Origin of the sequence: Rosenbergiella collisarenosi, assembly GCF_018494085.1 — a bacterium.
Lineage (GTDB): Bacteria > Pseudomonadota > Gammaproteobacteria > Enterobacterales > Enterobacteriaceae > Rosenbergiella > Rosenbergiella collisarenosi.
Genome location: NZ_JABBFP010000012.1, coordinates 59,793 through 73,780, shown reverse-complemented (window position 1 = coordinate 73,780; position 13,988 = coordinate 59,793). Strand labels below are relative to the sequence as shown.

At 53.7% G+C, this 13,988-nt stretch carries 11 protein-coding genes and 1 pseudogene; 5 read left to right on the top strand and 7 right to left on the bottom strand.

All coding sequences use genetic code 11. The features are described 5' to 3' along the window. Nucleotides 1–12: 12 nt before the first annotated feature. Both HGT70_RS15215 and HGT70_RS15210 read left to right on the top strand, forming a co-directional pair. Nucleotides 13–480: a DcrB-related protein gene (locus HGT70_RS15215; RefSeq protein WP_214196440.1), complete on the top strand. Its 468-nt coding sequence runs from the start codon at nt 13–15 to the stop codon at nt 478–480. A 70-nt stretch (nt 481–550) separates the two neighbouring features. Beyond that, complete coding sequence (locus HGT70_RS15210) at nt 551–1,174, top strand: flavin reductase family protein (protein ID WP_214196439.1); 624 nt, start codon at nt 551–553, stop codon at nt 1,172–1,174. Nucleotides 1,175–1,190: 16 nt separating this feature from the next. Here the strand turns inward: HGT70_RS15210 and HGT70_RS15205 are convergent. Next, nucleotides 1,191–1,936, bottom strand: a pseudogene (locus HGT70_RS15205) (sulfite exporter TauE/SafE family protein). Between the two features lie 382 nt (nt 1,937–2,318). On the opposite strand from HGT70_RS15205, the gene HGT70_RS15200 reads away from it, so the two are divergent. From HGT70_RS15200 to HGT70_RS15190, 3 genes are read left to right on the top strand one after another with little or no spacing between them, the layout of a single operon-like run. Next, nucleotides 2,319–3,524: an SfnB family sulfur acquisition oxidoreductase gene (locus HGT70_RS15200; protein ID WP_214196466.1), complete on the top strand. Its 1,206-nt coding sequence runs from the start codon at nt 2,319–2,321 to the stop codon at nt 3,522–3,524. A gap of 8 nt (nt 3,525–3,532) precedes the next feature. Further along, a complete protein-coding gene (locus tag HGT70_RS15195; RefSeq protein WP_214196438.1) occupies nt 3,533–4,735 on the top strand; it encodes an SfnB family sulfur acquisition oxidoreductase in 1,203 nt (400 codons plus the stop codon). Next, nucleotides 4,732–6,078 (top strand): LLM class flavin-dependent oxidoreductase, encoded by a 1,347-nt coding sequence (locus tag HGT70_RS15190; protein ID WP_214196437.1) that lies wholly within the window; start codon nt 4,732–4,734, stop codon nt 6,076–6,078. The genes HGT70_RS15195 and HGT70_RS15190 overlap by 4 nt, the downstream gene beginning before the upstream one ends. A 34-nt stretch (nt 6,079–6,112) precedes the next feature. On the opposite strand, the gene HGT70_RS15185 is transcribed toward HGT70_RS15190, so the two are convergent. From HGT70_RS15185 to HGT70_RS15160, 6 genes are read right to left on the bottom strand one after another with little or no spacing between them, the layout of a single operon-like run. Continuing rightward, nucleotides 6,113–7,258: an alkylhydroperoxidase domain protein gene (locus tag HGT70_RS15185; protein ID WP_214196436.1), complete on the bottom strand. Its 1,146-nt coding sequence runs from the start codon at nt 7,256–7,258 to the stop codon at nt 6,113–6,115. Beyond that, nucleotides 7,255–8,277 (bottom strand): putative FMN-dependent luciferase-like monooxygenase, encoded by a 1,023-nt coding sequence (locus HGT70_RS15180; RefSeq protein ID WP_214196435.1) that lies wholly within the window; start codon nt 8,275–8,277, stop codon nt 7,255–7,257. Before HGT70_RS15180 ends, HGT70_RS15185 begins: the two co-directional genes overlap by 4 nt. Next, entirely contained in the window at nt 8,277–9,905 is a 1,629-nt protein-coding gene (locus HGT70_RS15175; protein WP_214196434.1) for a dipeptide ABC transporter ATP-binding protein, read from the bottom strand. The genes HGT70_RS15180 and HGT70_RS15175 overlap by 1 nt, the downstream gene beginning before the upstream one ends. Beyond that, entirely contained in the window at nt 9,902–10,756 is an 855-nt protein-coding gene (locus HGT70_RS15170) for an ABC transporter permease (RefSeq protein ID WP_214196433.1), read from the bottom strand. The genes HGT70_RS15175 and HGT70_RS15170 overlap by 4 nt, the downstream gene beginning before the upstream one ends. After that, the gene (locus tag HGT70_RS15165) at nt 10,753–11,697 is read right to left on the bottom strand and encodes an ABC transporter permease (RefSeq protein WP_214196432.1); all 945 of its coding nucleotides are present in this window, start codon (nt 11,695–11,697) and stop codon (nt 10,753–10,755) included. Before HGT70_RS15165 ends, HGT70_RS15170 begins: the two co-directional genes overlap by 4 nt. A gap of 12 nt (nt 11,698–11,709) precedes the next feature. Then, nucleotides 11,710–13,338, bottom strand: a complete 1,629-nt coding sequence (locus HGT70_RS15160; protein WP_214196431.1) for a TIGR04028 family ABC transporter substrate-binding protein — start codon at nt 13,336–13,338, stop codon at nt 11,710–11,712. Nucleotides 13,339–13,988 lie beyond the last annotated feature (650 nt).

Genomic DNA, 13,988 nt, shown 5'->3' with positions numbered 1-13,988 from the left:
GGAAAATGATCGATGGACAGTCAATGCAGTAAATACCCTTTTGCCGATGGCTATTTCCTCACACCGGTTCCCTTATACAACCGGAGTATTCATCAGCTACATTTTGTCGACACACAGGACAACGCCTATCAAATTATTATCAACCATGGCCATTTGGCCGATAATCAAGATCTGCAGCAATTTGTCGCGCAAGAGGTGGAGAAGATGCAGCGGCAGGTGCCCGGCTTTAGCCTTGAAGCGACGTTACCTGCCTACCGCGTCGGCCCGGCGCAGTGTGAGGTGATCCAGCAAACGCATAAATTATTGCACGAGGGGTGTTGGTTCACGCAACAGTGTGCCTTTATTCATCTGCCTGTGCATCCACAGCTGAACCCCTATGAAAAAAATTGTGTCGTCATCTCATTGGCGACGCCTAATGAGCAGGCCGAACAGCTCGCGCACTTTCAGCAAATCATCAATAGCTTTGTTCCTTGGGAATAACGCCGTCGCGCTCGGTGTAGCCTATACTCAAGGTTACGACCCACCCCAAGCGTAGCCAAGGAGACCAAGGGTGACTCAAGCAACCTATAGTTATCAACCGACACAGGGTCATGGCCTCGCCCATGATCCACTTAATGCGATTATTGCCCCGCGCCCTATTGGCTGGATCTCTTCAAGCAGCACGTCCGGTCACCGTAATTTAGCGCCCTATAGTTTCTTTAATCTCTTCAATTACCAGCCACCGATCATCGGCTTTGCGAGTAGCGGGTGGAAGGACAGTGTGGCGAATATTGCCGAAACGAAAGAGTTCGTGTGGAACCTCGTGACTCAGCCGCTTGCCCAGGCGATGAACCAAACTTCTTCTCCACTCCCCCATGGTCAAGATGAGTTCGCCCTAGCCGGATTAACGCCAGTGAAGAGCCAACTCATCGCCGTCGACCGTGTGGCCGAAAGCCCCGTGCATTTCGAGTGTCGATTAACTCAGCTGATTCAACTGCGCGATATCCAGGATAAGCCTATCGACAGTTGGTTGGTATTGGGTGAGGTAGTGATGATCCATATCCAGACGGCACTACTCGATGAGCAAGGCGTCTACCAAACGGTCGAGGCCGCGCCGTTGTTACGCGCGGGCGGGCCATCGGCTTACTATGGTATTTCGGACGATCAGCGCATGGACCTTTGGCGACCGAGTTAATCTTATGATGTGCCGATCAGACTGCGATCATCGCGATTAACACGACGATAAGCAGTAACACATAAATTCTGGCATGCCAGAGATCGGCAATCTTGGGAAGGTAACGCTGACTGATCACCATGCCGCACCAGCCCGTGACCACCAAGATCGCTAAGGTCGGTAGATGAATATCGCCAACGAACCCGCCGCCGGGAATCGTCCCCCAGTCGCTGAGTGCGTAGATGAGTGTCGCGCATAGCGCTACGGGAAGGGAGAGAGCGTTAGCCATTGCCACACAGGCCTTCATGCTGTACCCATGTCTACGCAATAAAGGAACCGTCATCACGCTCCCTCCCACCCCCAGCAGAGCCGCCACTACGCCGATCACCACACCCCCGACTTTGCGGGTAAGAGGCGAAAGCTCTCGTTGCGTACTCTCTTTAAGAAAACGACGACTGAATAAACAATCGCTAATGGTGATCAGCATATAGAGAATAAACAGGACCCTTACGGTCTCTTCGTGTAGCCTCCCTGCCAGCAGCGAGCCAATAACAGCACCCCCCCGATAAAGCTACATAGGGGCAGGAGGAGAGACGCTGAGAGGTTACCCGCACGATAATGTTTATAGGTTGCCCACCCCGCGTTAAAGACCATCACCGCCGTCGAGGTCGCGACGGCACAGTGTAACGCATGGTCAGCCAAGGACGGCTGGCGGAGGAACAGCTGGTAAACGAAAGGCACCACCACGAACCCGCCGCCAAACCCAAACAGTACCGTAGTCATTCCGGTAATTAGCCCTGCCAATGCAATGATTAACTCGTTCACTCGCGCCTCGTTTACCCACTAAGGAAAGTGACTTACGGTGGCATAATTACTCGCCAGTTTGAAGGGAAAGCTTTCCTGCGTTAACCGCTAACCGGTTGCAACACCCGCGAGAGGCCTCGTGCGGTAAATATTTTTTCTTAACTTCGCCCCCCACGTTCTCGGTCTATCGTTAACGACTCTCGCTTAGATCAATACGGCAAATAGATTGCAAGATATAGCATAAGTGATTCTATTTACTTGGTTTATTGTTATTACTACTATCGAAACCACACCCTATCCCTCTCTCTTATCTTGTGAACGACACGGCGAGAAAAACGTTTATTTAACGGTGACAGTACTCATGACTCATCCTAACGACAGTACAGAGATATTCGCCAACGTCTTCACGCGTGAGGCGGATGCTCTGGCGGCCGCGCAACAGATAGCCGAATATGCCAAGGACGGCGCCGTCGTGCGCGATCAGCAGCGCATTTATCCCCTCGAATTATTACAACAGTTTTCAGCGTGTGGATTAGGCAGTATCACCATTCCCAAGGCCTTAGGGGGAGCGGGATTCTCTTTTCAGACGCTGGCGGAGGTGTTCCGTCTCATCTCCGCCAGCGATCCGTCGCTGGGACAGATTCCGCAGAATCACTTCGGGATTGTTCAGTTTATTCTTGGTGAGGGTTCCGCCACCCAACAGCAGCAGCTGCTGCAAGCCGTCGTCGCAGGCAAGCGATTTGGCAATGGAGGTCCTGAAAAAAACAGTCGCCATACTCGCGATGTGCAGGCGCAGATTGAGGAGACTAACACTGGCTTAGTCCTTAACGGCGAGAAGTTCTATTCAACCGGCGCGTTATTCGCCGATATCCTCGTGGTGGCGGCGAACTATCAGGAGAGGCCGGTGATGGCCTTTATCCCGCTTCCGGCCTCAGGGGTTGAGATTATCGATGATTGGTCGGGGATCGGCCAGCGTACGACTGCCAGTGGTACGGTGCGGTTACGCAATGTTCAACTTAACCCAGAGTGGATCATTGCCCAACCCGGCCCGGATAAACCGACCCTACGCGGTGCGGTGTCTCAACTGATACAGGCCGCGATCGATGCCGGGATCGCTCAAGGCGCTTTTGATGAGGCGCTCGCATTCATCCACAGCAGCTCGCGGCCATGGATTGAAGCCGCCGTCGCGCGCAATGCCGATGACCCCTATCTACTCGCCGATGTCGGGCGACTCAGTACCGAGTTAACCGCCGCCAACGCTTTATTAGTCCGCGCGGCGAAAATTCTCGATCGTAGCGATCCCCTCGCCCTGACTGCACAGGTCTGTGCAGAGGCTTCGATTGCCGTGGCCGAGGCAAAGATCCTCACTACCGAGGTTGCCCTGCGTACCAGTGAGAAGTTACTGGAATGGGGAGGTAGCCGGGCAACGCTCCTGAAACACGGCCTCGATCGCCACTGGCGAAATGCTCGCACACATACCCTGCATGATCCGCTGCGTTGGAAACAGCATGCGGTCGGTGACTACTACCTGAACCACACACTCCCCGCACGCCATGCTTGGATCTAAAAGGAAGAATGATGACTGTCCAACCGAAATTCCCCGCCTCACGCATCGAGAACGCCGAGCATGCCTTAGTCGTTGCGCGCAGCCTAGCCGACCACTTTCGCACGGGTGCCCTCGCCCGTGATCGTCATCGCGAGTTGCCGCATGAAGAGTTAGCGCTCTACTTCCAATCGGGGCTGGGTGGCGTAACAGTGCCGGAGGCTTATGGTGGGATCGCCCTCTCTACCGCGACCCTAACCGAGCTTTTCGTCATACTCAGCGCGGCCGATGGCTCCATCGGGCAGATCCCGCAGAATCATTTTTACGCCCTAGAGTTGTTACGCATTAACGGTAGTGAAGAACAAAAAACACGCCTCTACGCCGAGGTGCTCGCGGGGGTTCATTTAGGTAATGCCTTGGCGGAATTTAACGCCAGCGCCGCACATCACCGATCAACATCCATCACCGCACGTGGCGCTGCACACTATATTAATGGTGACAAGTTTTATGCTACCGGGGCACTGTTCGCGGATCGCATACCGACTTTAGCGCAGGGAGAGGAAGGTGAAGAATATCTGGTTTTCGTCCCCCGCCAGCAGCCGGGCGTTACCGTTATCGACGACTGGAGTGGGTTTGGGCAACGCTCTACGGGTAGCGGTAGCGTCCAGTTTCGTGACGTAAACGTTGATCCCCTCGACATCGTTCCCTTCCATACCGCTTTTAGTCGCCCCACACCATTAGGCCCCTTTGCGCAAATCATGCATGCCGCAATAGACCAAGGGATTGCTCGCGCCGCCTTTAACGACCTATTACCCTTCGTACGAGAGCGCGCGCGGCCTTGGCCCGATAGCCAGGTCGCGCACGCCTCACAAGACCCGCTGAGCCTAGACCGTATCGGACGGTTAGCGTCTCGCTTAACGGCAGGCGAGGCTCTGCTCACTCTGGCGGGTGAAGCGGTCGATCGCGCACAACGAGAGAGTCATGCTGAGCATGTCGCTCAAGCCTCCATCGCGGTGGCGAAAGCCCGCGCCTGGACAACCGAGATCTCGCTGGAAGCGGCTAATCTGTTGTTCGAACTCGGTGGCGCACGCGCAAGCCTCGCCGAGCACCAATTCGATCGCCACTGGCGTAATGCACGCACGCATACCCTGCATGACCCAGTTCGTTGGAAGTATCCGCTCATCGGTAATTACGTACTAAACGGCGTATTGCCACCTCGTCGAGGCACGATATGAGCCAAAAAGAGATTTTATTAAACGCCTTCACGATGAACTGTGTTGGGCATATTCATCATGGGATGTGGACGCATCCGGCAGATCGTTCCACCGAGTTTACCTCGTTAAACTATTGGCTCGACCTCGCACGCCTACTCGAAAAAGGCCTCTTCGATGGCATGTTTATCGCCGATATTCTGGGCGTCTATGATGTGTACCAGCAAGGCATTGGCATTACTGCACGCGAGTCGATTCAGCTACCGGTTAATGACCCACTGCTCCTCATTTCGGGGATGGCCAGCGTTACCGAACACCTCGGCTTCGGCGTCACCGCTAACCTCAGCTATGAAGCGCCTTACGCCTTCGCACGTCGTTTTTCGACCCTCGACCACCTCACACAAGGCCGTATCGGCTGGAATATCGTAACCGGTTATCTGGATAGTGCGGCACGTGCGATGGGGCAGTCTCAGCTGATGAACCACGACCGTCGTTACGACCAAGCCGATGAGTTTCTGGATGTCGCCTATCAACTCTGGGAAGGGAGCTGGCAGGATGATGCGCTGGTGATCGATAAACTACAGCGACGCTATGCCAATGCCCAGAAGATCCACGAAATCGACCACCACGGCGAGTTTTATCAGGTACGCGGCTATCACCTCAGTAGCCCCTCTCCGCAGCGCACGCCATTGCTATTCCAAGCCGGATCATCACCACGAGGGATCGCCTTTGCGGCGCGCCATGCAGAGTGCTCGTTTGTTAATGCCGCCTCCCCGCAGGCCCTAAAAGTTCAATCGCAACGGCTGCGCCAGGCCGCCGTTGCCGCTGGCCGTCAGCCCGACGATATTCGTATTTTTATGGGGATCAGTGTGATCGTTGCCGCGAGCGAACAGGAGGCGCAGGAGAAGTATCGTAGCTATCTTGAGTACGCGAGTCCTGAAGCGGGTATCGCCCATTTTTCCAGTTCAATCGGCCTCGACCTTGCAGCCTTCGAGCTTGATGAGCCAATCCGTAGCGGAGACACCCGCGCGATTCAATCCGTCAGCCAAGCCTTTGACGGCTGGACGCGCCGCCAGATCTTGGCACAACATGCATTAGGTAGTCGTTACCCGCTTATCATCGGTGATCCCAGCCAAGTGGCCGATGCGCTGATCACCTGGATCGATGAAGGGGATATCGATGGTTTTAATCTCACGCGTATTCTTAATCCACAAAGCTACCAGGATTTTATCGACATGGTAGTCCCCGAATTACAGCAACGCGGGCGCTATAAAACCGCCTATCGAAGCGGTAGCCTGCGCCAAAAACTTTTCCAGCATAGCGACCGACTACCCACTAGCCATCCTGCTGCCCACTGGCGGAGATAGAGTAGACCCCATCGCCCCGCTTACGGGGCGAGCTTTAGGCACTCGTCGTTTTCTCTTCACTTTCTTGGGGTGATGGCTCGGGGATGAAGGGTTCACCAAGCGTCAACATCAGCCGATTTGCCCATGCAAAGAAGGCCGCGGATTGGATAAGATCTGTGATTTCCAACGTGGTTAAAGGGAGCTGCTGTAAGGCGTAGAGGTGTTGTTCGGTGAGACGCGGCGGTGTTAGCGATAACGCGGCTACTGCTTCGATCTCTATCTGCCAACGCTCAGACTGACCTACCGATAGTGCATCGCCCGGTTGAACTTGTAAGAGTAAGGCCACCTCTTCTGGCTTTTTGGCAAGCTGGCTCGCTTTTCTGGCATGTACTGATGCGCAATAGATACAGCCGTTAACCTTACTGACTACCGTCGCCGCGAGTTCACGCTCGGCACGCGTCAATCCACCGGGTGTATAAAAGATCCCTTTGTCGGTGAGGGTTCGTTGCTCGAGCACCGGCTGGTCGTGCCCTAATAAAAGAAAATAATCCGAGTGTTGATGGCCAAAACGGACTAATACTTCCTGCTGTTGTTGCGTAAAGGCGTCGTAGGGCTTAGGCGTTAACCATGGCTCCCACCCCAGTTCTTTACGCGTAAAGGCCTGAGGAGCACGACGATACGTGCTAGTACGCGGCTGCGTATGCCAACGTCCCGCCTTCACTTCTGGGACTTTTTCCCCCTCTTCCCGAGCTGTCTGCGGCAATCGAGCCAGCAGTGAAAAGCCATAAATGAGGCGACTTTGGAAACTCACAAAACCAATTAATTGCGCCAGCGTGATCAGGGCCTCAGTCTGCCAGCCAGACTGCTGCAGTTGATGCACATGCTGTGCGCTCGCCGATACAGGCTCGAAGGTAAGACGATGGGCAAATTCCACCGCCGCGGCCAATAGTGGCGTTTGTTCTACTCCAACCGCGAGCGTCTGGTAATGTCGAGACAACGTTTCGGCCCGATGCCAGTCGGCGACCTGTGCCGCAATCGCCGCTCGGGCGGCCAAGGGGAATGCGTCAGTCCCGGAGCGAAATAATGCTTGGTAGCTACCTTGGGTATGTTCGGTCGCCGCGCGACGAAACTGTCGACTCTCTGCTAGCTCAGAACCAGATGGAATACCCGCTAGGGTTTGGATCAGATCATCATTACTCATAGGGACCTCTCGAGTTCTCGGGTAGCGGTATGGCTGCGTAATACTGGGACGATATAACGGGATAGAAGATCCAAAGAATGAAGGAGATCGCGATGAGAAGGTTCAACCGAATGGACCTGAAAAGAGATATCGGTAACGCGAGGGAGTACGCTATCTTGGCGCAACGACGTTAATACCTGTTGCGGATCGCCGATATGCGCATCGAACTGGCCGATCAGGTCGTCGAGCGTCTCCCCCCGTAAATGATGGCCCGCCCGCCGATAACCTGCAGCCTGCTCGGTCAACCCCGGCAACGCCACCTTACGCGCATAGTGGTGATCATCGGCGACAAAAGCCGTGCGTGAGGCGAGGATACGTGGGGTGACGCCTGCGGGTAATGCTTCGAGGTAAGCATCGATGATTGGATTTTGTAGCGCGTCTAACGGCAGATGCGGTTGCCCCTCCGGTCGCGGCTGAGTACGAGAAAGCATTAAACCATGTCCCGCTTTTCCCGCGAGCTGCGCGCCTCGTGCAGAAAACGTCGCGATCCATATTTTCTTATCTAAACCAAGGGCTGGTGGATATAAGCGATTGTCGGTTTCCGTGAGCGTCTTTCCCTGCCATGCGTCTTGCAGCGTCGCCAGATGCTGGGCAAAGACGTCACCGCGCTGATCGAAGGTTAGCCCGAACGTGTCGAAGGCGCTCGGCGTCCCGCCAGAACCTAATCCTAATTCAAGCCGACCGCCGATTAATAGGTCAGCCACTGCCGCATCTTCCGCTACCCTAACCGCATTCTCCATCGGTAACGTAATGATCCCCGTTCCCAGACGAATACGCTGAGTCTGCGCCCCGACGTGGGCTAAAAATACCAGCGGCGAAGGTAGGCCCCCTTCGTTTTCGTGAAAGTGATGCTGAGCGACCCAAGCACTGTCGAAACCCAGCTGTTCTGCATACTGGATCTGCTCGGTGGCTAAGCGGTAACGCTCGCTGGCAGGAACCTTGTCTAATAATCGAGTAAAAAAACCAATACGTGTTGCCATTATAATTGGGCCTCCTGCTGGGTATGAAAGGGCGGAATGGCCGCGATCAATTGCTGGGTATAAGCATGCTGTGGGCGTGCAAAGAGTTGTGAGGTATTCCCGGTTTCGATTAACTGTCCTCCCCTTAACACTGTCGCCTGATGGGCGATGCGGCGAACCACTTGTAAATCATGGGTGATAAACAGATAGGTTAACGATAACCGCTGTTGCAACGATGCTAATAGGTTGAGTATTTGGGACTGTACGGTCACATCTAACGCCGAGGTGGCCTCATCAAGGACCAGAATTTCTGGCTGTACAATTAAGGCCCGTGCAATCGCAACACGCTGACGTTGCCCACCCGAGAGCTGCTGCGCGCGTCGCGATAATAGCGCCGGATCGAGGGCGACTTGTCGTACCACTTCTAGGACTTTTTCTCGTCGCTGTTCGCGGGTTAACGATCCAAAATTGAGCAGTGGCTCCTCAATGACGGCAAACAGCGTCTGTCGCGGATCGAGTGAAGAAAAGGGATTCTGATAAACGAATTGGATCGTCTGTCTTAAGCGCCGCCACTGTTCTCGAGGATATCCAATTACCGGTTGTCCGCTGATCTCTATCGTGCCGCTATCGGCGCGCTCAAACCCTAATAAGATCCGGGCCAAGGTCGTTTTTCCCGACCCAGACTCGCCCACTAAGGCATGAGTGGTCCCCCGTTGTATCGTCAAAGAGATATTATCTAAGGCCAACAGCTTCTGGTGCCGAGTCAGGGAAAACTGCTTACTCACTCCCTGCAGACGAATAGCAGGCGGCTGATCAGTGTGGGTTATCGGTGCCGTATCCGCGGCTTGATAATGACTCGCGACATCGTTCAATAGAGCCGCCGTGTAGGGGTGCTGGGGTTGGCGAATCATCGCTGCCGTTTTTCCCTGTTCAAGCAGCTTGCCATATTGGAATACGGCGAGTCGATCAGCGTGTTCAGCGGCTAGCGCGAGGGAGTGGGTGACGAACAGCACTGCCGTCCCATACTCATGCCGTAACTCGTCGATTAGCGCCATGATGTGCTGTTGGACGGTGACATCGAGTGCGCTGGTTGGCTCATCGGCAATGATCAGCGCTGGCTGTAGCGCGATAGCGATAGCAATCAGTACTCGCTGCTTCATTCCACCGGATAGCTGATGCGGATACTGAAAAAATCGTTGTTCTGGATGGCTTAGCCCCACTCGCTGTAACAGCGCAATTCCCCGTTGTTGGCGGTCGGCACGAGACAGACGCCGATGCTTAATTTTCAGCACTTCGCCTACCTGATCGCCAATCGTTTTCAATGGGTTTAGCGAGTTTCCCGGGTCCTGTGGGATCAGACTAATGTGGGAGCCGCGCAGACTATCTAGCCGCCGAGAGGACCACTGGCTGATCTCCTCACCTTGGAATATTATTTTGCCCCCGGTACGACGGCCATTTTCCGGCAATAGCCCGAGTACAGATTGCGCGGTTGTCGTCTTTCCCGAACCGGACTCTCCCACCACCGCTAACATCTCTCCCGCGGCCAGCGTGAAGCTTACCCGATGTACCGTCTCTCGCCAGCCTTCGTCGGTATGGTAACTTAGGCTGAGATCTTCTACTTGTAAGACCGGTAGGTCGCTCGTACTCATCGGTTTTCTCCTGCAAAGGCACTGCTGATACGGTGTGTGGCGATGACGACGGTAATGACGAGTAGCCCTGGGAATACCGTTAACCACCAAGACGTTGCTAAATAGTTACGACCCTCGGCAATTAATAGCCCCCACTCTGGGATCGGTGGAGGGCTGCCAAAGCCGAGGAAACTGAGCGTAGAGAGCGCTAGGATCGCCTGCCCAAACTGTAACGCGGCGAAGGCCAGCAATGTCGGTAAGGCATTAGGCAGGACGTGTCTCACGAAGACGGAAAAGAAGCGGCCACCGCTGCCGAAGGCCGCTTCGATATAATCCTGCTGGCGGATACGCAATACCTCGGCCCGGGCGAGCCGCGCAAAATGGGCGATGGATGCACAGCCGACCGCTAAGGCGGCATGGGCACTCCCTACCCCGAGTAAGATAATAATGCTCAACGACAGCAATAATGCGGGGATAGAGAGCAGAACATCCACCACTCTCATCGATACGTTTTCTGTTTTCCCCCCGGCAAACGCCGCAAGCATGCCGAGCAGAGAGCCGAAGACCAGCCCAACCGCGACCGCCGCGCTCGCAGACGCTAGCGACCAGCGCGATCCGTAGACTATGCGCGTATAGAGATCGCGACCTAGTTGATCGGTCCCTAGCCAGTAGAGATGCCCCGGCGCGACAAGCTGTGCACCGTCTACGCTGTTATAAGGGTCGAAATGCGTGAAGAGTTGTGGAAAACATGCGGCGGCGATGACGATAACGATAATCGCCCACGCGACCCACAGCCCAGGACGGAACGGGATCCTGCGCCTTGCTAGGGTGCGCTGTCGAGGGGCTAGCCGCAACGTGCTCGCTAAGCTCATTGAGAACCTCCAGCAACCAGATTAAGGCGTGGATCGAGTAAGGGAGTAACCAGATCGGCGAATAAATTAATCACTACGTACGCGAGGGCTGAAATCATGACGACCGCTTGCAGTACGTTCACATCTTGTGAATCCACGGCTTGCTGGGTCACCTGCCCCAACCCGTTGAGGCCAAATACCGTTTCAGTCACCAGTGCTCCTGCAATCAACTCACCGAGTAACAAGCCCGCCACCGTGAGTAGCGGCAGGCTAGCGTTGCGTAACACATGCTTGAATAACACGCGCTGCTGACTCAGCCCACGCGCGCGCGCAGCGGCGACAAAGGGCTGCGTACGCACCTGATCGATACTTCGCATAAATATCTGGGCAAGGGGAGCCGCAATAGGGAGCGCTAGGGTAATGACCGGCAGGACCATGCCGCCTATTGGCGAGGGATTGATGATCGATACCCAGTGTAAGTGGAACGAGAAAACTTGGATTAAGACTATCCCTAACCAAAACACCGGTAGCGAGACGAGTAACGAAGGAAGGGCCAGTAATAGATTGCGTAATACTTTTAACCCAGGGAGCCAAGCCAAAATGGCTAGCCCTGGTCCTACGATCAGGGCGAGGAAAAAGCCGGGGATAATAAGCTTAAGCGTTTGAGGAAAGTTTGCTGCCAAGACGTCGGTCACCGGCACCCCGAGTTGTACGGAGTAGCCGAGATTTCCATGGAGTAATGTATTAAGCGCAGAAAAATATTGCTGCCAGAGGGGGGTGCCCTCCCCATAGACCTTGCGCATCTGTGCCACTTGATCAGCGCTCAACCCTAGCGAGGGATCAAGAAATTTAATCAGTACTGCATCACCCGGCAGGAGCTGCAAAAGGACGAAGGACAGTGTCCACGCTGCCCACAGTACAATCAAACCTTGCCCCAGACGTTTTAGACTATAGATCGCCATTCCTTTACCCTCTTAGTGCTTAGCAAGCCAAGTATCGTAGAAAGATGGCCGCCCCACCGCTTCGAAACTCGCGCCTTTCAGCCATGGCGCTCCGGCATAGACCTGTGGCTCTTCAAAAATTGGGATCACATAGGCCTGCTGAAGTAGGTAACGTTGAGCCTCACCGGTAAGCTTCAGCCGCGTCGCGGGGTCTGTTTCTGACGAAATTTGTGCTAATAACGCATTGAGTTTGTCGTCGCGGAAAGTTTTCACCTTATCGCTCAGGCCGCCTTTTTGTAGCAACGCATCGCGATTGTCTGGCGAGAACATGCTCTTCACCACATCCGGATCGGCTCTGCCTACCTCTGAAACCATCAATGGGGCTTTAATCGGGTCGAGTTTATTGAGGGCTGCGGTGCCGGAATCAGCCGGGCGGACATTCAAGGTGACACCAATCGCCTTCCACTGACGAACGATTAATTGCAGGACTTCTTTGTTTTGAGGCTGTGGCGGCGAGATATAGACGCTCAGCGATAAGGGAACACCTTGTTTTTCACGTATCCCCTGACTGTTTAGTCGCCAACCCGCCTCATCCAGTAATTTTGCGGCCTGTTGAGGATCGTAGTGCAAAAGATCTTGCAGCGGTACGTAGCCCGCAGCGGTGGCCGCCAAGACGGAGGTAGCGACTGGATAGCGCGGTGAAAATAAGGTATCGACAATCTGCTGGCGATTAGTGGCTAATGAGAGAGCCTTACGTACCCGAATATCACTGACCAGTGGATTATCTGGACGGAAACTCAAGCTATCGTTTACGCCACGGGTCGCCTCTGCATAGATAGCAAAATGTTGCGCTTCGACTCGCTTCTCATCGTAGGCCTGAATTTGACGAACAAAGTCTGCTTGCCCGGCGAGTAATGCGCCGATACGCACACCGTCTTCCGGCGTAACGATGACCTTAATTCCCTGTAAGTAGGCGGGGCCCTGGTGTTGCGCGCCTGCTGGCGCCCAGTTATAGGCTTTGCGTGCCGTGAGATCGACTTCGTGGCCGAGGGTTTCTGCCGACACCACAAAAGGTCCTGAACCAATAATATTGCGCGCATCACCGAGCTGTTCGAAATCTTTATTTAGCGTCGACAAGGCAACGAGGCCAGATCCAATGGTGGAGGTACCCTGTAAGAAACCCGGTGAGGGCTGTTTAAAATAGAACTTAACGGTAAGGGGATCGATGACCTCACTATGGTCGTAGTTATTAATCACCTCGGAAACGGGTAGGTGTTTGGCTTTATTCCCTAAGCCGTAGGTATCGAAGTTTTTGGCCACCGCTGCAGCATCCAACGGCGTTCCATCCGAGAAAGTCACCCCTGGGCGTAGCGTGAATGTCCACTCCGTTTTCTGCGGATTACTATGCCAACTTTGGGCTATCCACGGCTCTATCGCGAGCGTTTTCGGGTTTTGCCAGGTGAGCTTATCGGTGATCTGGTTGAGTATCCCGCCATTGGGATAGAAGCCCCCCGCTGGGGGGTAGAGGGTGGTATGGGCCTGCTGTTCGAGATAGATCAGCGTGCCACCTTGAACCGGCTGCGCAGACCACGCCGACGAAGAGGCCAACACGCCTGCCAGCCATAGATAATGTGTAAAACGATTTATTCCCACCCCTTTCATGCACAGCCTCTTAATGATTATTACTTTCTAATAAGGCCATCATAAGGGGACGATTTTCAGAGTTTAAATAACAAAACTCGCTTAGCTTTATCAAAAAAAAACTTAGCTAAGCGTAGCCATCCTTTTCTAAGGTTTGGTGATATTTTTCTCTAATCCTCAGCATTGATGCGCAGAGGACAGGCTATAGACTGGCTTAGCTTGTTGATTACTCTTACTGCTAAAATTAGCGCCGTTAACAGTTTGATATGGCCACCGAATCCTAGGTAAAGGCAGTGAGTTTCAGTTTGTTTACAGTGCCATGAGAGGAGACAAGGCGGGTAGATAAAGGGAGAATATTCGCCAACAGCCTGATTTAACTCCCCCTCTTTATCTTTGATAACTGAGGGATGACAAAATAGATATAAAATTAATATACCAAGCTTGAGGATTGTTTTTTTCCAAGATAGAAAAAAGTTAAAAAATATATTTTCTATCTATGATTCAAATAATATTCTATTAAAATAGAACGAATAATTTACGTATGATCCCTCATTTAAGATGTGTAAAGGGAAAATTTTGGGCAGTTGAGGGGATTTTGGCGCTAAGCAGTATGGCGGCGGTACGTAAAAACACTATCATGTTAAATTGAGGCCGTTTCAATTAATTATGAT